The sequence below is a fragment of the Phytohabitans sp. LZ39 genome (assembly GCF_059359075.1).
The window spans coordinates 1-17,051 of sequence record NZ_JCADBM010000012.1; the positions used below are offsets into that span (position 1 = coordinate 1).

A 17,051-nucleotide genomic window follows, 5' to 3' on the forward strand; every position below is an offset into this window, starting at 1 on the left:
CCTACTACGCTCAACACCAGCCTCGCGCGGTGGCTGGAGTCAACCACTGAAGTCTCCACAGAACCCGGGGCGGTTCAGCTCGACCCTGCGCCGTACCTTGGCCGGGCTTCTTGTGTCCGAGGGTTTTCGGACGACCTGGACCGATCGTGTTGTCCTGGTGGCTGAGGATGAGGCGCGGCTGACCGCGTGGATGTACGCGCACCTGCGCTTGACCTGGGCGGAGGACGCGGAGCCGGCAACCATCGAGGCCGAACTTGTCCGGCGTGTGCACCCGCCGCTCAACGTGCACGGTGTCGACCCCGAGCACGTCCAGGCGGCCGTGGTCGCCGCCAAGAACTCGTACAACTCCAGCAGCGACCCGGTCGAGCCCTTGCGAATGCCGTAACCTCGGTTGCCCGGTACGCGAACGGGTAGCCGATGCGCGCTCAGCCGCAATCCGCGCCCTGTTGGCCAAAGATCAGGCGCAGTGATCTGGCTCCCCTCTAGGTCAAGGGGTTGCGGCGAGGGATGTTTTAGGCTGGTGGGCAGCGGGTCCGGGTTGTGACTTGTCCGAAGAGTTGGCTGTTGGGATTGGGCTGGCCGCGGTGGATTGCAGAGTCGCTGCCTGGGGTCCTCCCGGGTCCGCCTCGCTGGTCTGGGTGCGTCGAGCGTCGAGGACCATTCGCTGGTAGACCACGTCGGACAGGTGGCGTTTGAGGGCGCGAAGGGCTTCCATCGTGGTCTTGCCTTCGGCGACGCGGCGGCGGTAGTAGGCGCGGCCGGGAGTGTCGTGCCGCTTTCGCCGCGCTCTGCGGCTTCAGCCCGATCGAGGCGTCCTCCGGCAAGACCATCCGCCACCGGCTGAACCGCGGCGGCGACCGACGAGCTAACAGCGCTCTAAACATAGGGGCGTCATCCCTGCTCCATCGCCAGCTCGGCGTTCTCCCGCCGCAACCGCGCCAGCTCGGCACGCTCGTCCTCACCGAGCCCGCCACCAGCGGCCGCCTCACCCCCCGCCCGCCGGTCCTGGTTGACCCAGTTGCCCAAGGTGCCCTCGTTGATCCCCAGGTCCCGAGCGACCTGCGCGATCGGCTTACCGGTCTCCCGCACGATCCGCACCGCACTCTCACGGAACTCCCGGTCGAACCGACGTCTCGTCTCAGCCATGAACCTCTATCCCTCAAGCTCTGGCCTCCACGCTATCGGGGGAAGATCAGACTTCGGCGATCTCGTCTTCGAGCTTCGGTCCGGGCGGTGGAAAGGTGTCCTCGATCATTGCGAGCGCGTCAGAGGTCGCGTTGCGCCAACCGTTCTCCGAAGTACTCTCGGTCGTCGTTCAATGTAGAGCGTAGAAAGCGAGGGGGAGCGGCCAAAGCGACGGCGGAGCTGTCCGAGGAGGCAGCCACAAGGATCGGCTACCTCACGCTGGCCGACGGGCGGCTCCAGCACACTGCGTTCCTACACCGAACATGTTGAGCGGCGGGGATTGGTGTCGCCTTCGAGGACCGTTGCTGGTTGTACTGGTGGGCAAACCTCAGAATGAGCAACCACCACGACAGCGTGCGGGGTCGCCTCGGGCATCGTCCAGACAGCCCCTCCAGGAGCTCGTGCAGGAGCTCGTGCAGGACGAGGCGAGCGAGGTCCCTGAGTCATGGCGGGGGCCGCAGGCTGTTGTGCCTGCGGCCCCCGCTCGGGGGTTGGGGTCAGGAGGGGTCGCCGTACTGGAGGCCGCGGCCGTTTGTGCCGACGTAGACGCGGCCGTAGGTGTCGGGGTCGCCGGTGATGACGCCGGCGCCGCTGATGCTGCCCCACTGGTGGGCGTCGTCGTTGACGCGGAGCCAGGTGGCGCCGTTGTCGGTGGAGCGGAAGACGCCGGTGGCGTCCTTGACGGTACCGATCAGGTACACGGCCTGGTAGGAGGCGCCCGGTGCGGCCTTGCCGAAGCCGAGGGCGGAGGCGGACTGCACCGTTGTGAGCGTGGTGAAGGTGCGGCCGCCGTCGGTGGAGTGCAGCAGCCCCTTGGCGCCGCCGGCGATCCACAGGTCTCCGGCGATGCCGGGCACGGCCGTGAGCCGGCCTGCGGGCAGGTTGGTGGCGCGGGCGGTGAAACTCGCGCCGCCGTCGGTGCTGGCGTACAGCGTGCCGCCGGCCAGTGAGTAGAAGGTGTTGGCCGCGGAGCGGTCGGCGACGACCACGGCGTCGGTGCCCAGGCCGCTGACCTTCGACCAGCTCGCTCCCTTGTCGGTCGAGCGGTACGGGGCCTGGCCGGCTTGGGTCCAGACGATGGTGGAGCCGTCCGCCGCGAGCGCGACGTGGCCGGTGTCGGCGCTGCCCACTGGCTCCGACTTGAAGCCGGTCCAGCTGGTGCCGCCGTCGGTGGAGTAGGCGCCGTCCTGCGCGCCGCCACGGCCGACGCGGACCATCACCGCGGGGTTGGACTGGGCGAAGTCGATGCTGGTGCTGTTGCCCATCACCGGGTTCTGCAGGTGTCGGGCGGGTACGTCGGACGGGGAGTCGTGGCGGAAACCGCCTTGGTCACCCATGGCGGTGATGACGGCGGCGCCGCCCGGAGGGGCGATCACGTCCAGCAGCGCGGTCTCTTCCAGCCCGCGGGCACCCACGGCCCAGTGGCTGGTACCGCCGCTGTCGTTGGCGGTGGCGTCCTTGCTGCGCCAGATGGTGTTGCCGGTGCCGTACAGCACGTGGCCGGAGTCGAAGGGATCGATGGCCAGGGCGGTCATCCAGTGCCCGGTGCCGGTGCCGACGTAAGGAGCGATGGAGGCGTCCCGCACCGATTTGGCGGCCAGTGCCTTCCAGGTCGTGCCGCCGTCGGTGGTCCGGTAGATCTCGTCCTCGGGCCACCAGCGGTCGAGGGTGGTGACCATGACCGTGGACGGCTTCTGCGGGTCGACGGCCAGACCGGAGAATCCGTAGCTGCCCTGGGACGGGGAGATGTCCTTCCACGCCCCGCCGGCCGGTGTGTACTTCCACACCGAGCCCGCCGTCACGTCGTTGGGTCCGACGTTGTTGGTGTACGTCAGGTACAGCGTGCCGTCGCCGGAGAGCACGCCGTGCTGCGGCATCTGGCCGGTGGGCTGCCCGGAGACGGCCTGCCAGGTGCTGCCGCCGTCGGTGGAGCGGTACAGGGAGGTGGATGTGTCGGCGACGCCGACGTAGATCGTCTCGCCTGCGGCCGGGCCGTACGTCACGAAGGAGATGCCCGCGCCGCTGCTCGCCCCGTTCTTGACGGGGAACGAGGAGACCTGGCTCCATGTCGCGCCGTGGTCGGTGCTGCGCCACAGGCCGTTCTTGCGGGTGCCCAATAGCAGGGTGTCGTGGTCTGCGGGGTTGACCGCCAGCCGTTCGCCCGCCCCGCGGCCGTCCTCGTTGGCGCCCAGTTTGAAGGGCAGATCGGTGCGCTGGAAGGTGCGGCCACGGTCGGTGGAGCGCAGGATCGCGCCGTTGCCCGCCCACTCGTTGGTGTATGTGCCCGCCCCGAGGTAGAGCCGGTTGGGGTCGACGGGGTCGGTGGCCAGCGAATCGATGCCCAGCAGGTTCCAGTCCTTCTCGCCGGCCCAGTCGGTCAGCGGGATCCACTGCTCGGCCGCGACGTCCCAACGGTAGGCGCCGCCCATGTCAGTACGCGCGTACAGCAGGCCCTTCTCCTTGGGGTTGAACACCAGCCCGGTGACGTAACCGCCGCCCACCACCTGGGCGTTCTTCCACACATACGGTCCGGTTGGGGTCTTGGGTTCCGTCGTGCCGGTCCCGGCCGTCGGGGCGGCGGTCGTCGGGGTCCCGGCCGTCGGTATCTGGGCCGCCGGGGCCTCGGCCAGTTTCACCAGCTTCCACTGCTGGTTGGTGCCGCCGTGGCCGGGCCACTGGATGACTGCGGCGCCGTCGGCCGTGGAGTTTCCGTGCACGTCCAGGACCTGGCCGCTCCTGCGGGATGTGAAGGTGACGGCGTCGGAACCGCGCACATCGTCGATCCGCCACTCCTGGGAGGTGGAGGCGCTGTCGGTCTGCTGCTCCGCGGCGGCCGCCTGGGCGGTCGAATCGCCCGCTATGCCGAGCACCTTGCCGCTGTTGCGGCTCACCAGCTCGAAGTAACCATTCCCGGTGGATCGCAGCTTCCACTGCTGGTTGGCGGTGTTCTGGTCGGTCCACTGCTGGATGTGGGCGCCGTCGGCGGTCGAGAAGGCGTTGACGTCCAGCGCCTTACCGCTGCGCAGGGAAACGAGCCGATAGTAGGCACCGCCGTCGACCGTCGCGGCCTGCGAGTCCACGTGAACGAACAGCAGGTACGGCACGAGAAGGGCGGACACGCCAAGCAGCAAGCCCATGGCGGTCCAGCGACGGCGGTAACGCCGGTGGCGTCCGCCGCTCGTGGGGTTCTTCATGAAGAGGTGTTCTCCTTATGCATGCCGTTCACCAGAGGAAAGCTGGATCCAGCACCGCAGTGGCCGGGTCCCACTCCTCTGTGGTTACCTGCCCCGCAAAGGTTGCCCCGAGCCGGGAACTTCTTGGTCACCTCGCTGTGCGGTAGGCGTTGATCACTCCCGGCCACCGCTGCGGCGAACTGGCCGCACCGTCCTACGCCGGCGCGACTTCGACTTGGCCGTGGCGGCGGCGACGTCGAACGCGCGATGAGACATCGCTGACCCGTACCGCGGGGTACCCGAGTCCACCCGGCGGCCGGCCACTGTCCCTGACAGCCCGGAGGCACGGGATCCGGGCCAACCCGCCGTCGACCTGGACAACTCCCGTTGCCATCCAACGGGAGTTGTCATGGACGCAAACCGGCTGCCAGTGGCCGGCATGACCAAACGCCTCGCCCGCTACCAAGCCCGCCGCCAACTTCCTACTCTGCCTCAGCCCTAACCCAGTTCCTCAAACGGTTCTAGTTTCGTGCCCGGATCGGTAGCGACGGGTTGCCGGCCGGGACGAAGCCGGCCCAGGCGGCGGCGGTGCCGGTGTGGTAGATCGTCGCTTGGTCGGTGCCGGCGAAGACGTCCGAGTCCTGCCGGGGTGGTTGGTCGCCGAGGTTTATCCGGGCGAGGGCCGGATTGCCAGCGAGGGCGCGCGGTCCGAGGTGGGTGATCTTCGGTAGGTGGACGGCACTGAGCTTCGGGTTGCTGGTGATCGAGTCGTGCCGGGCGGTGCTCAACCGCGGCGCGTACAGCCATCGGAGGTTGTCGAAGCGGATGATGGCGTTTTTGTCCAGCTCGGTCAGCGCGGGCAGCCGCAGGCCGGTCAGGGCCTGGTTGAGGTCGAAGCAGTTGATGCCCATGTACCGCAGGTTCGGCAGGTTGACCGACACGAGGGCGTGGCTGTCGTTGAGGGCGTTCCGGCCGATCCGTTCGAGCTGCGGGGCGTTGAGGTACCGCAGGCGCGACGCGTCGTCGAAGGCGAAGTCGGCGATCGTGGTGACCCGGGGCAGATTGACCTTTGTCAGGTACTGGTTGCGGCGGAACGCGTCGTGCGCGATCGCCCGCACACTCGGCAGGTACAGCACGCTCAACCGTGCGCGTGGCCCGTGACCGAACGCCATGACACCGATCGACCGGGCCGCGCGCAGGCTCATGTCCGTGAAGGTGTGGTTACTGAACGCCCCATCCGGCACCTCGATCAGGTCATCCAGGACCAGGTGTTTGACCCACGTGTCCCACCATCCGTTGAACCACAGATACGGGAAGGTGCCGCCGCGAGCGGTCTGACCGGCGCACGCCAGGCCGGAGGACGGCGTGCACTCGGTCCCACCCGCCAGTGTCCTGAGGTTGTAGACGTAGAGACGGGACAGGTTCGTCAGCCCCAGGTCGCGGTGCACGCCCTGCAACGCCCCCAGATCGGCGTCGCCAAGCGCCGTCCCGCCGGTCAGGTAGAGCGCGATTCCGGTCGCTGCGGCGAGGTTGGCCTTCCGCTCGGCCAGCCGCGCCTTGAGGGCTCCGGTGGTGACGTCGTACTGGAAGGCGAACGTGCCCGGCGCCAGGCGGTGGTCGCCCACCGTGGAGAAGCGATAGGTGTACGTCTCGGTCCGCCGCAGGTCCGCGTCGCGAGCGAAGACCGGGTCCCGACCCGGGTCGACGGTGATGTCCGCGATCACCGCGCCCGCGGCGTACGGGTTCCCGGCCGCCGTACCAGTCGTACGGCTGCTCGACGGCGACACGGACGCCGAAGGCGCCGGCACCGTGGCCGGCGACGAGGTCACCGGGGTTGCGGCCCCACCCGGCGGCACCCACGACCGCCCGGTGGTCACAGGATCGCGCGTTCCGTGCAGCGCCGCCGCGGCCGTCCCCGCCGCGCCCACCACGACCAGCACGAGCACGCCAGCCGCGATCTTGATCCACTTCATGCGTGTACTCCCGCCGCCGCCTTTGCCATGCCTTGGAGACCCGGCCGGGACCAACCGAATAACCGAGAACGCAGATCTGGTACGTCGACACAACGAACGAAGATCATTCCACCACCCCCGACTCGGCGGTCGCTTGGACTACGAGGATCACACCTACAGAGGACTCGGCGACGTGGCAGCACGCGGTCCCATTGGCTCGAAGGCCGGGGCACGCGGCAAGGGGTTGGTGGAGGACTTGCCCCGGCGCCAAGCCTCAACTTCGTGAAGTCGTCTCCACGATGTACCGCCGGCGTGGTCAGTGCTTGGCGAATTGGACCCGGGTCGGCTGCGCGACGTCCGGCTTCAGCGCGATCCCGTTGATGGTCAGCCGTTCTCCGTAGATGTCGGTGACCCTGATGGCGCCGCCGCACCCGCTGCCGTTGGCGGAGAGGAAGTGGTTGTAGTCGGTGCGGGGCAGCCGTTGCCAGCCGGTGCTGGTGCGGACCTCCAGTCGCGCTATCGGATTGCGGTGGCCGATCGCCTGGATGCCGCACCACCATTGGCTGGACCCGGTTTTGTATCGGATCGAGATCGTGTTGGAGATGCTGGGGCTGAGCAGTTTCCACGTGATCGGTACCTCGCCGCGCTTGGGGTCGGCCAGCTTGGCGAAGGCTTGAGGGCTGAGGTCGATCTGCCCGGGTGCGCAGGGCAATGGGCACAGGTTGGTGATCCGGACCGTGACCGAGGCGCCGTTGGCCGCGCGGACCAGCACGTACGCCCCACACGCCTTGGACGCCTCGTAGTCGGTCTGGTTCATCGCCCCGATCATGAGGTCACCGGCTGGGCCGAACAGGCAGGCGCCGTCGCCGTCCCCAGCGTCGTAGAAGGTAGCTTTTCCGCGGTACGTGACGTTAGGCCGGATCCGTCCCGCCAACGGTGCCGCGGCGGACGCCGTCCGCGGGCCGCTCTTCTTCGGCGATGGCGACGCTTTGATGCTCGGAGAGGTCGACGGCCGCGCCGTTGCGCTGCTCGCACCAGAGGCCGCGGTGGCGGTCCCCACCCCCGGCGGGACGGTCGCCTGGGTGCTGGCGGCGGCTGTGGCCGCGATAGGCCCGGCGGGAGATGGTTCGCCGCACCCAGCGCCGGCCGCCAGTATGGCCGCGGATACGGCGCTCGCGAACGCGAGGCGCGACCTGCGGCGCGGGTGCACAGGGGTCATGTCGGTGCTCTCCTTCAACCATTCCAATCGACCCGAACGATCTTCAGTGGTCCGGCAGACCGGAAAGGTTGCTCGACCGCCCCGAGAAAATTCAGAAGCCGCCCTCCACCTCTACCCGAGTACCGTCCGCGGTCGCGGTCGCCTGGTAGCTGTCCTGGCTCGGGTTCCTGCCGCCCACAGCGTGCCCGTACTGCACCGCGAAGACGTGCTCGGCCGACGGGAGGCGCGCTCCCGGCTTCAGCGTGAAGGTGTAGACCAACGCGTCGGGCTGCTGCTCGACGGTGGTCACCAGATCCTGGACCGGCACGGTGCTCCAGGCTCCGGTGCTGGACAGGTCCGGCGTGCGGGCGATCCGGACACGAACCTGCAGCGCCGTCACGGTCTGGCTGTTTCTGAGCGTCACGTTGCTCTGCGCCCAGTTGTCGATGCTATGCGGGTCGACGGCACCGCTCGACGACAGAAAGCCCTGGTGCGAACTGGTCTTTTCCGGAGAGGCCGCCGGTGAACGGGACGTATGGGCAGCGGACGGCGGGCGGATCGTATCCTGTCGGTTCGGTGCCAGTCCCGGAGCGGCGTTTGAGGCGAGGGTCGGGCCGGGACGCGCCGTTGCGGACGCTGCCTGGACCGGCTTCCGCGTCCCACCGTCGGACAGAGCGGCCCATGTGACAGCTACGCTGAGCCCGAGTACCGCGGCCACGGCCGCGGCCATCACGGCGGCACGCCCGACGGTACCTCGACGGCTGCGGCGGTACGACAGGCCCGGACCAGTCGCCTGGCCGCGTCGGATCCGGGCCAAGATGGCCGCGCGGTCCGGCTGGTGAGCCGCCGCGGCAGCGCGAAGTGCGGAGCGGGCTCGATCCGACGACATATCAGGTCCCCTCTCCGGACGGGCCGGGCAGACCCTGGGCACGCGAGACGGGAGCCAGCCACCGTCTCCGGATGGTCGCCGGTACTGGCTTGTCACCAAGCAACGCGGTCAACTGGGCCATCCCACGCGACGTCTGGCTCTTCACGGTGCCCACCGAGACGCCGAGGGTACGCGCCGTCTCCTGCTCTGACAGATCGAACACATGCCGCAGCACCACGCATGCCCGGCGCCGGTACGGCAGCCGGCGAAGCGCCTCCCGCACGTCGAGGACCACAGGCACGTCCACGTCCTGGGCGAACGTCCGCTCCGGCCGTAGCAACCCCAGGCCAAGCAGACCGCGCCGCTCCCGGCCCAATTTACGGATCCTGTTGCGGGCCAGGTTGGCAAGCACACCGCGGGCGTACGCGATCGGACTCTCGGCCGCAGCCACCCGCTCCCAATGTCGCCACACCTCCAGCAGTGCGTCCGCGGCGAGGTCATCGGCCACCTCCGCCTCGCCGGTGATCAGGTAGGCCAGGCGGGCCAATTCGGCGTGATGAGCCTCAAAGAACGAGTGGAAGGCGTCGTCACGCGATGTCGCCATGACCGCCTCCACCTCCTGGACCGTCTGCCGGCCACGGCCGCCGCGGCCGGCCCACGGGAGGGTACCAACACCACCCGCGATGCCACCGCGGCAGCAAACGAGGCTGCGCACCGGAGGCGGCTCACCGCCAGGGCGCTGTGTGCCACACTGCCAGACCGGCCGGTGGCGCACGGCAACCACGTCGTGACCGGGGACGACCGTAGCGCCCTACAGGTCCCCTGCCCATACCTGTCCGCACCTTTTGGGCGTACGCCGCTCGGGCGTACGGCATCGGTGATCCGAGCCCGATCATGACCGGCCTGCACCCCATGGTGCACGCGTACGCGGTCAGCGGCACCCCCTGACCAGGCCGCCCCGCCGGAGGCGCCCCCGCGCTGGCCGCCGCCATTGTGGATAGACCGGCAACTGGAGATCTGGTGGTTGCGTCGTTCGGGTTTGGGGTTGTCTCGCGGGCCTGGCGGCGGAGGTCGGGGATCACGGCGAGCGCAGCGAGCCGCCTATCTCCGCGGTGCCCGCCGGCATACGGTCTGCAACTGCCGCGGATCGGGGAAAATCTGCATTAAGAAACCCATGACCTCGATGCTGAAAGATCTCTAAAGGAGGTCGTGGCTAGAGCCGCGCGGTTAGCGCCGTCAGTTGGCCGGTGGCGACCCGCACGTCCGGGTGCACCGCCGCGGGGTGGACGTCGTCGGAGACCGTCACCTCGTACGCGCCGGCGCTCAGCGCGAGCTCCGCCGTACCGTCCTGCGTGCACGCGCGCAGGTACACGTACCGGGCCCATGCCGTGGCGCAGAAGGTGGTGAGCGCCGCGCCGCTGCCGCGGTCAACCGCGCGCACCGCGAGCGATCCGGTCGGGAGCAGCACCTCGTCGAGGAAGGTGGTGCCGCCGGCGGCGACGGTCACCGGATCGGCCGTCTCCGGGGTGCTCCTGCCGGTCGCCCACTGCGCCTGGCCGCCGGACGAGTACCGCACCGCGTAGGTGCCGGGCCACACCATCTTGAACCACGTGCCGTCGGCCGCCGTGGTGGCCTGGAACGTCCGGCCGCGCGCGGTGTCGTAGACGACGACGCCGCTGGCGACCGGTGGCTGGCCGGCTGCGTCGGTGAGCCGGCCGCGGACCATGCCGGTCGGCAGCTGCCGCTCCTCGAGCGTGACCGTCTGGCCGGCGGCGACCTGCACCGGTTGGGTCGCGGCCTCCGACTCGGCGCCACCGAGCCACTGGTCCAGGCCGGTGCCAGAGCGCACGACGAACTTCAGCTTGTACGAGCCCGGGTACGGCTTCAGCCGGAACACGCCCTCGGCGTCGGTCCAGTTGGAGACCGACTCGGCGGTGGTGGCTTGGGATGTCGCGTAGACGACGACGTTGGCGACCGGCACGCCGTCGCGGGTGAACCGGCCGGTGATGGTACCGGTGGGGAAGAGCTGGTCGTCCACTGTGGTGTGCTGGCCGGGGGTGATGGTGAACGGGTCGGCCTGCGTGTAGCTGCGGTGGCGGTACGCCCACTGGAGCGTTCCCCCGCGCTCGGCCGGGGCGACGGCGATCCGGTGCTGGCCGCTCGGCGGGTACCGGAACAGGTAGCCTCCGTTGGCGTCGGCCAGCACGGTGGCGAGCGGCCCGCCGGCGGTGATCCGGTGCAGCTCGACGCGGGCGCCGGCCGCGGGCGCGCCGGTGTCGGTGGTGATCCGCCCGCCGATGGTGCCGTGCGGCATCACCGCCTCGCCGATCACCGTCTCCGCGCCGGCCGTGACGGTGAACGTCCGCGCCTCGCCCAGGTCGACCACCCCGGGATGGAACTGGTTCAGCCCGCCGGGGAACTTGAAGCGCATGGTGTACTCGCGGGGCTGCACCTCGGGGATGCGGAAGGCGCCGGCCGCGTCGGTGCGGGTCTGCTTGACGAGGGCACCGTACGGCATGATCAAGAGTTCCACGGTCACGTCGGGCACGGGGGTCGCCCCGTCGGCGAGCGTGCCGGCCACGGTGCCGGTCGTGGGCGGGTCCGCGCGGGCGGCGGCGGCCGGAGCGAGGGTGAGGACGAGAGCGGCGGCGAGGATCCGGGCAATCCGGCGGCGGGTACTCATAGAACCACCATAGATGTGCATCTATCAATATCGGGAGTGCCCCCTCGGGCTAGGCGATAGCGGGGCGCCCTGTGGGCCGGGGAACCGGGCGGAGCCGTTTTCGGTGGCGGGTGTCCCGGCCGGCCGGCGGATGCTGATGGTTCTGGACAACGCGGCGTCGGCGGAGCGGGTCCGGCTGCTGGTTCCGGGTAGCGGCGCCCGCCTGATGCTGGTCACCAGCCGAGACCGCCTTGACCGCGGGTCGCCATGCAGGCCGTCCGCCGCCTCCGTCTGGGCGTGCTCGCCGCCGCCGACGCGATCACGCTGCTGGCCCGGATCGTCGGCCGGGACCTGGTGCGGGCCGAGCCGCAGGCCACGGCGGAGCTGGGCCGGCTGTGCGGGTTCCTGCCGCTGGCATTGCGGATCGCCGCCGCTCACCTGGCCGGCAACGCGGACACCATCGCCGTCCGTGACCCTTTTGCCAGGGATTTCCATGGCGTGGCCGGGGGCTGTGCACCTTCTCGGGGTACCGCACAATCACGCCATGGTGTGGTGGCGGACGTCGTGCCCCGTGCGGTCGGTTGAGCGGAGTTGGATCGAACAGTCGATGGACTGGCTCGTGGCGGAGTTCGGCGAGGAGCGTCTGCTCGGTGAGGTCGTGCTTCCCACCGATGACTACTTCCCCGGCGCCTACAGGGCAGTCGCGACGATGTGCGGGCCGTGCTCGAACGGTTGTGCAAGCACATGGACATCGATCCGGCCCGGGTGGAGCTGGAGCACGACGCCGCCGCCGAGGATCCGGGGCTGTCCGCGCATATACAAATCCACACCGCGTCGGCCGGTGCGGCCGGACACCACCGGCTCCGCGAGGGGCGGTCAGTGATCGGGATCCGCGACGACCAAGCCCAGCAGCCCGTGGCTCTCGTGGCGACCGTCGCGCACGAACTGGGCCACGTCCTGCTGCTGGGTGACGGCCGAATATTGCGCGAGCGGGAGGATCACGAGCCGCTGACCGACCTGTTGACCGTCTTCTTCGGACTTGCCATCTTCACCGCCAACGCCGCGTTCGAGTTCGGCCGGGAGAACCGGGGCGAGGACACCTACACAACACGTTCTCGGCTCGGCTACCTGACCGAACCGATCTACGGGTACGGGCTGGCCCGGTACGCGTGGCTACGCGGCGAAGCCGACCCCGCTTGGGCCAAATACGTCGACACCAACCCACGGCGTACCTAAAGCGCGGCCTTCGCCACCTCACCCAATAGAAATGTTGCGCCGTGCCGCTTCCTTGATCCTTACCCTCGAAATCTGGCCCCGATCGCCGTGTCAGATCGGAATGGGCGCTGACGATCAAAGTACTCACCCGGCGTACTCATTTAGCCGCGATCCGCGCGGGGTTTCGCCGAGATCGGGGTGCACGGGTGGCCGCCGCTGGCGCGAGTTGGGGGAGCCATGCCGATCCAGGGCGGTGGCATGGCTGGAGTTCTTGGGGGATGGGCAGGCCGCCGCGATGTCGCGTCCGCCTACGAAGGGCGACGCGGATGCTTCCGCCACTTCCAGCGTTCGTCTCGTGCCCAGGGCTCTTTCGTTGCGTACCGCGGTACCGCGACAAACGAGGTCTAATGTGGAATCCCTAACCCCGGGATGTCAGGACGTGGACCGTTGTCGCACCGGCGCGACCGCTACATCTGGCCCCTGAACTGGGCAAACGCGGTTCTTATTCTGACAAGTCAGGTCCACCACAGTTGTAAGGTCGCGTCGAGCAATCACGTGCGGCTTTCCTCGTCGCTGGTGCAGCAGGCGTCCGTGCAGCCACGGTCCGGCGCTTCTGTCTGGGCCGCGGCGGGGAGGGCGCAGTCGTCGCACTGTTCGCCCCGCCATGCCTCGATGCCCTCCCGGACGGCGACGGCGGCGATGACCAGGCCGGCGATGGGGTCGGCCCACGCCCAGCCGAGCAGCGCGTTGAGTCCGAGGCCGATGAGCAGGATCGCGGACAGGTAGGTGCACAGCAGCGTCTGGGTGGAGTCCGCTACGACGGTGGCCGAGCCGAGTTCGCGGCCGGTGCGCCGTTTGGCCCAGACGAGCAGCGGCATCACGACGACGGAAACGGCGGCGATGCCGATGCCCACTGTGGAGGGTGCGGCCTCTCCTTGGCCGAGCAGGGATCGGACCGCGTCCACGCCGATCCAGGCGGCGAGGGCGAAGAACGACACCGCGATCAACCGCAAGGCGAGGCGTTCGCGGGCCTCGGGCACCCGTGAGCGGAACTGCCAGATCACCACGAGCGCGGAGGAGACCTCGATGAAGGAGTCCAGGCCGAATCCGATCAGTGCGGTCGAGGAGGCGGCGGCGCCGGCCGCGATCGCCACGATGCCTTCGAGCATGTTGTAGCCGGCGGTGGCGTAGGCCAGGTGCAAGCTGCGCCGGTGGAGCTGGCCGCGCCGCCGAGCGGTCAGGACGGTGGTGGGGGCGGTGGCGCTCATCCGGCCACCGCCTCGCCGTAGGTGGGGCAAAGCGCGACCGCCGAACCGGTGGCGGTGAGCACGGCCTCGGCCGCCTGGAGGAGGTCCATCAGCTCGGGGCGGGTTAGCGCGTAGAACGACTGTCGGCCCTCGGCCCGGTAGTCGACCAGGCCGCAGTCGCGAAGGCACGCCAGGTGCTTGGACACCGTCGACTGGGCCATGCCCAGCTCACCGGTCAGATCGACCACGCGCGCCTCCCCCCGGGACAGGCGTTGCACGATCCGCAGCCGGGTCTCGTCCGCCAGCGATCGGAACAGAGCCACGGCCGGCGTCATCCCCGCCGCGATGTTCGCGGTCACGCACTCTCCACTATTCATCGCCACGGCGTGATGATAGCCGGTCTACACGATGATCGGTCTCGAGGTGATCGGAGGGTTGCATCCGGTACCCAGGTACAGGCTTATCGTCGATGGGACGGCGCCGCGCCGGGCGCTGACCAGCGGGTTCAGGGGTGGGTCATGTCATTTCAGGTGCCGGATGCGTGCACGCTGCCGGCGGCCGGGCGGCCGCTTCGGCTGGCGGCGTTCGACGAGCTGTTCGTGACCGCGGTGCGGCGGGTCGAGCCGGTCACGGCCGAGCACGTCCGGATGTGGCTGAGCGGACCGGCGGGACTGGTGAAGGCGGTGCGGGATCTGACCGCGCGGGAGGCACAGTGCTGCTCGTTCTTCACGTTCACCGTCACGCCGGAGCCCGCCGATGTGGGTGAGGCGTTGCGGCTGGACATAGCCGTACCGGCGCGATACACCGGTGTGCTCGAATCGCTGGGCCAGCGCGCCGCGGCGAAGGCCTCCTGATGGCAGGCCTGCGCACCGGGGAGGTCGCCGAGCAGGCCGGCGTCAACATCCAGACGCTGCGGTACTACGAACGCCGAGGCCTGCTGGCCGCACCGGCCCGGACCGCCGGCGGCCACCGCGTGTACCCGGACGACACGGTGGCACTGCTGGCGGTGATCAAGACCGCGCAGCGTCTCGGCTTCACCCTTGACGAGGTCGCCGAGCTGCTGGAGACCAGCCGCCGGCGGCATCCGACCCCGGATCTGCGGCAGCGCGCGACGCGGAAGCTTACCGAGATCGACGCGAAGATCGCCGACCTGACCGCCATGCGCGACACGCTGGCCCGGGTCGTCGCCGCCCGCTGCGACAGCCTTACCAACTGCACCTGCGCCGACTGCCCGATCCCGTTCGTCGACATCAGCCACCTCAAGGGAGCCAGCTCGTGAGCCGACCCACCGCCCAGCCCGTCGACGTCGTCCGCCGGCACGCCCCGCCGTTGACGGTGGACAACGCGCCGCCGACCCGTAGCAAGGTCACAGGTGCCTTGGCCGCCCTGGCCTGCGCGGCGTGCTGCGCGCTGCCCGTGCTCGTCGCCGCCGGGGTGCTGACCGGCGCCGGGGCCGCGCTCGCGCGGAACATGCTGGTCGCGGTAGCGGCCGTCTTGGGTACCGCCGCACTGGGCATGTGGTGGCTGCACCGCCGCCGCGGTGCACGAGCCGCCGCCGCGGCGCGCGGCGGCTGCGCCGACGGCAGCTGCGACTGCTGACCCGGGCACCCGCGTGCGGGCATACCGCCATGACGATCATCCGGTCCCATCGGCCTGTTCAGGGCAACGCGCGTGGCCGGTGCGGCACGAGTTTGGTGGTTCGGGCGGCGTAGACATCACAAGATCTGTACACGGAGCCCGTACCGCGGGTCAGCGGGGGCGGACCACGGCGGCTGCTCCGCCGCCGCGGCGGGTGGGTTCGGCTGAAGCGATGAGACGGCCGTGTGGGGTGAACTCGATCGCGGTGGCCGCGCCGAGTTCGGCGACGTCGGGGGCGAACGTGTGGCCCAGCGGTGTGAGCGACGGGCCGTACGTGGTCCGGAAGGCGGGCTCGGCCTGGACGCCCGCGGAGTTGCGCTGGGAGGCGCGCGGCGCCGACATCGCCTCGGGCAGCGACATGCCGAGGACCACGCGGTTGAGCAGCACCTGGAGCACGGTGGTGATGATCGTGGCGCCGCCTGGCGAGCCGAGGGCGAGGAACGGCTTGCCGTGCTTGAGCACGATCGTCGGCGACATCGAGCTGCGTGGCCGCTTGCCTGGGCCGGGAAGGTTGGGGTCGGGCGCCGCGCCTTGCGTTCCGGTGAAGTTGAAGTCGGTCAGCTCGTTGTTGAGCAGGAAGCCGCGGCCGGGGACGACCATCGCGTTGCCGCCGGTCTGCTCGATGGTCAGCGTGTACTCGACGACGTTGCCCCACCGGTCGGCCACCGTCAGGTTGGTGGTGCTCTTGCCTTGGTCGCTGTGGCCGCCGACCGTCGACGGGGTGCAGCCGGTCGCGTCGATGTCGCCCGGCGGCACCGGCTTGACCAGCGCCCGCGCCGGGGAGATCTGGCAGGCCCGCTGCGCGGCCCACGAGTCGGAGATCAGCCTGCGGAGCACGGGCCGCGGCGTGTCGGCTCCCACGTACCGGTTGCGGTCGGCGAAGGCCAGCGCCGTGGCTTCGAGGTACCAGTGCAGCGCCTGGGTGACGTCCTCTCGCGACAGCCCTGCCCGCTCGATGATGTTCAGCGCCTCGCCGACCGCCGTGCCGCCGCTGGACGGCGTGGACATGCCGTAGACCGTCAGGTCGCGGAAGCCGGACCTCGTCGGTGCGGGGAAGTTCACGCGGTACCCGGCCAGGTCCTCGAGGGTGAGCCGGCCCGGCCGGATCGGGTACGGCCAGGTGTCGGTCGGGGTGGCGGAGACCGGTGGTTGCCGCACGGTGCGCACGATGTCGCGGGCGATCGGGCCGCGGTAGAAGACGCCGGCTCCCTCGCGAGCGATCAGGCGGTAGGTGTCTGCCAGGTCGGGGTTGCGCAGGACGGTGCCGACCGCGGGTGGCTCCCCGCCCGGCAGGTAGAGCTCGGTGGTCGCGTCGAACTGCCCGAACGCCGTGGCGTTGTCGGCGACCTGCTGGCGGAAGGTCGCGTCGACCAGGAAGCCCTGGTCGGCGACCGCGGCGGCCGGCCGCAGCAGGCTGCCCAGCGGCCGGGTGCCCCACCGTTGGGCTGCGGCCTGCCAGGTGGCGAGCGTGCCGGGCACACCCGTGGACAGGCCGCTGACGCGGGCCTCGGCGAAGTCGTACGGCCGGCCGTCGGCGGGATCGATGAAGTATGTCGGTGTCATGCTCGCCGGGCCGGTCTCGCGCCCGTCGATGGTCGAGACCGTACGCCGCTTGGCGTCGTAGTAGACGAAGAAACCGCCACCGCCGACGCCCGCCGAGAACGGCTCGGTAACGCCGAGGGTGGCCGCGGCGGCGATGGCGGCGTCGACCGCGTTGCCGCCGCGGCGCAGCACTTCGAGCCCCACAGCGGTCGCGGTCGCGTCGACCGTGGAAATCGCGCCGCCGTATCCGGACGCGGTCGGGCCGAGCGGCGGAGCGGCCGTCGCCGGCGCCGAGACGGACAGGGACGCCAGGGAAAGCGCGGCAAGAGCCGACACGAGCCGCATCGAGCTTCCGAAGTAGAGAGATGACA

At 70.0% G+C, this 17,051-nt stretch carries 16 protein-coding genes and 1 pseudogene; 7 read left to right on the forward strand and 10 right to left on the reverse strand.

The features are described 5' to 3' along the window. Positions 1 to 85: 85 nt before the first annotated feature. Together AC5L36_RS22785 and AC5L36_RS22790 are read left to right on the forward strand one after the other, a co-directional pair. Positions 86 to 385 carry a GIY-YIG nuclease family protein gene (locus AC5L36_RS22785; RefSeq protein WP_441219729.1) on the forward strand — a complete coding sequence of 100 codons (300 nt, stop codon included), beginning with the start codon at positions 86 to 88 and terminating at the stop codon, positions 383 to 385. Between the two features lie 386 nt (positions 386 to 771). Next, positions 772 to 885 (forward strand): annotated as a pseudogene (locus AC5L36_RS22790) (transposase); the annotation flags it as partial. A gap of 6 nt (positions 886 to 891) precedes the next feature. Here the strand turns inward: AC5L36_RS22790 and AC5L36_RS22795 are convergent. The 7 genes from AC5L36_RS22795 to AC5L36_RS22825 all read right to left on the reverse strand — a co-directional run bounded on the left by AC5L36_RS22795 (position 892) and on the right by AC5L36_RS22825 (position 11,059). Continuing rightward, positions 892 to 1,146 (reverse strand): transposase, encoded by a 255-nt coding sequence (locus tag AC5L36_RS22795; RefSeq protein WP_441219291.1) that lies wholly within the window; start codon positions 1,144 to 1,146, stop codon positions 892 to 894. A 536-nt stretch (positions 1,147 to 1,682) separates the two neighbouring features. Next, on the reverse strand, positions 1,683 to 4,379 hold the full coding sequence (locus tag AC5L36_RS22800) for an RICIN domain-containing protein (protein WP_441219293.1): 2,697 nt from the start codon (positions 4,377 to 4,379) through the stop codon (positions 1,683 to 1,685). Between the two features lie 500 nt (positions 4,380 to 4,879). Further along, on the reverse strand, positions 4,880 to 6,331 hold the full coding sequence (locus AC5L36_RS22805) for a leucine-rich repeat protein (RefSeq protein WP_441219295.1): 1,452 nt from the start codon (positions 6,329 to 6,331) through the stop codon (positions 4,880 to 4,882). Positions 6,332 to 6,626: 295 nt separating this feature from the next. Beyond that, on the reverse strand, positions 6,627 to 7,529 hold the full coding sequence (locus tag AC5L36_RS22810; protein ID WP_441219297.1) for an expansin EXLX1 family cellulose-binding protein: 903 nt from the start codon (positions 7,527 to 7,529) through the stop codon (positions 6,627 to 6,629). A 91-nt stretch (positions 7,530 to 7,620) separates the two neighbouring features. Beyond that, on the reverse strand, positions 7,621 to 7,908 hold the full coding sequence (locus AC5L36_RS22815) for a hypothetical protein (RefSeq protein ID WP_441219299.1): 288 nt from the start codon (positions 7,906 to 7,908) through the stop codon (positions 7,621 to 7,623). Positions 7,909 to 8,398: 490 nt separating this feature from the next. Further along, entirely contained in the window at positions 8,399 to 8,980 is a 582-nt protein-coding gene (locus AC5L36_RS22820) for a SigE family RNA polymerase sigma factor (RefSeq protein WP_441219730.1), read from the reverse strand. Positions 8,981 to 9,589: 609 nt separating this feature from the next. Then, a complete protein-coding gene (locus AC5L36_RS22825) occupies positions 9,590 to 11,059 on the reverse strand; it encodes a carboxypeptidase regulatory-like domain-containing protein (protein WP_441219301.1) in 1,470 nt (489 codons plus the stop codon). A 246-nt stretch (positions 11,060 to 11,305) separates the two neighbouring features. Here AC5L36_RS22825 and AC5L36_RS22830 point away from each other — a divergent pair, with 246 nt between their 5' ends. Further along, on the forward strand, positions 11,306 to 11,623 hold the full coding sequence (locus tag AC5L36_RS22830) for a hypothetical protein (RefSeq protein WP_494908846.1): 318 nt from the start codon (positions 11,306 to 11,308) through the stop codon (positions 11,621 to 11,623). 135 nt (positions 11,624 to 11,758) lie between these two features. Then, positions 11,759 to 12,274, forward strand: a complete 516-nt coding sequence (locus AC5L36_RS22835; protein ID WP_441219305.1) for a hypothetical protein — start codon at positions 11,759 to 11,761, stop codon at positions 12,272 to 12,274. A 530-nt stretch (positions 12,275 to 12,804) separates the two neighbouring features. Here AC5L36_RS22835 and AC5L36_RS22840 read toward each other — a convergent pair. Together AC5L36_RS22840 and AC5L36_RS22845 are read right to left on the reverse strand one after the other, a co-directional pair. Next, positions 12,805 to 13,521, reverse strand: coding sequence for a cation diffusion facilitator family transporter (locus AC5L36_RS22840; RefSeq protein WP_441219306.1), 717 nt, complete (start codon positions 13,519 to 13,521; stop codon positions 12,805 to 12,807). Then, a complete protein-coding gene (locus AC5L36_RS22845; RefSeq protein WP_441219731.1) occupies positions 13,518 to 13,835 on the reverse strand; it encodes an ArsR/SmtB family transcription factor in 318 nt (105 codons plus the stop codon). The genes AC5L36_RS22840 and AC5L36_RS22845 overlap by 4 nt, the downstream gene beginning before the upstream one ends. 183 nt (positions 13,836 to 14,018) lie before the next feature. Between AC5L36_RS22845 and AC5L36_RS22850 the strand changes: the two genes are divergently transcribed. Genes AC5L36_RS22850 through merT form a run of 3 tightly spaced genes read left to right on the forward strand, consistent with a single transcriptional unit; the run spans position 14,019 to position 15,099 of the window. Further along, positions 14,019 to 14,354, forward strand: a complete 336-nt coding sequence (locus AC5L36_RS22850; protein ID WP_441219308.1) for a hypothetical protein — start codon at positions 14,019 to 14,021, stop codon at positions 14,352 to 14,354. Continuing rightward, positions 14,354 to 14,779: a MerR family transcriptional regulator gene (locus AC5L36_RS22855; protein ID WP_441219310.1), complete on the forward strand. Its 426-nt coding sequence runs from the start codon at positions 14,354 to 14,356 to the stop codon at positions 14,777 to 14,779. Before AC5L36_RS22850 ends, AC5L36_RS22855 begins: the two co-directional genes overlap by 1 nt. Further along, entirely contained in the window at positions 14,776 to 15,099 is a 324-nt protein-coding gene (gene merT, locus AC5L36_RS22860; RefSeq protein ID WP_441219312.1) for a mercuric ion transporter MerT, read from the forward strand. The genes AC5L36_RS22855 and merT overlap by 4 nt, the downstream gene beginning before the upstream one ends. Positions 15,100 to 15,249: 150 nt before the next feature. Here merT and AC5L36_RS22865 read toward each other — a convergent pair whose 3' ends face one another. Then, positions 15,250 to 17,025: a gamma-glutamyltransferase family protein gene (locus AC5L36_RS22865; RefSeq protein ID WP_441219314.1), complete on the reverse strand. Its 1,776-nt coding sequence runs from the start codon at positions 17,023 to 17,025 to the stop codon at positions 15,250 to 15,252. Positions 17,026 to 17,051 lie beyond the last annotated feature (26 nt).

Coding starts and splice junctions, on each gene's coding strand:
- AC5L36_RS22795 (WP_441219291.1), bottom strand. CDS start 1,146: ATGGCTGAGACGAGACGTCGGTTCGACCGGGAGTTCCGTGAGAGTGCG.
- AC5L36_RS22800 (WP_441219293.1), bottom strand. CDS start 4,379: ATGAAGAACCCCACGAGCGGCGGACGCCACCGGCGTTACCGCCGTCGC.
- AC5L36_RS22805 (WP_441219295.1), bottom strand. CDS start 6,331: ATGAAGTGGATCAAGATCGCGGCTGGCGTGCTCGTGCTGGTCGTGGTG.
- AC5L36_RS22810 (WP_441219297.1), bottom strand. CDS start 7,529: ATGACCCCTGTGCACCCGCGCCGCAGGTCGCGCCTCGCGTTCGCGAGC.
- AC5L36_RS22820 (WP_441219730.1), bottom strand. CDS start 8,980: ATGGCGACATCGCGTGACGACGCCTTCCACTCGTTCTTTGAGGCTCAT.
- AC5L36_RS22825 (WP_441219301.1), bottom strand. CDS start 11,059: ATGAGTACCCGCCGCCGGATTGCCCGGATCCTCGCCGCCGCTCTCGTC.
- AC5L36_RS22830 (WP_494908846.1), top strand. CDS start 11,306: ATGCAGGCCGTCCGCCGCCTCCGTCTGGGCGTGCTCGCCGCCGCCGAC.
- AC5L36_RS22840 (WP_441219306.1), bottom strand. CDS start 13,521: ATGAGCGCCACCGCCCCCACCACCGTCCTGACCGCTCGGCGGCGCGGC.
- AC5L36_RS22845 (WP_441219731.1), bottom strand. CDS start 13,835: ATGACGCCGGCCGTGGCTCTGTTCCGATCGCTGGCGGACGAGACCCGG.
- AC5L36_RS22850 (WP_441219308.1), top strand. CDS start 14,019: ATGTCATTTCAGGTGCCGGATGCGTGCACGCTGCCGGCGGCCGGGCGG.
- AC5L36_RS22855 (WP_441219310.1), top strand. CDS start 14,354: ATGGCAGGCCTGCGCACCGGGGAGGTCGCCGAGCAGGCCGGCGTCAAC.
- AC5L36_RS22865 (WP_441219314.1), bottom strand. CDS start 17,025: ATGCGGCTCGTGTCGGCTCTTGCCGCGCTTTCCCTGGCGTCCCTGTCC.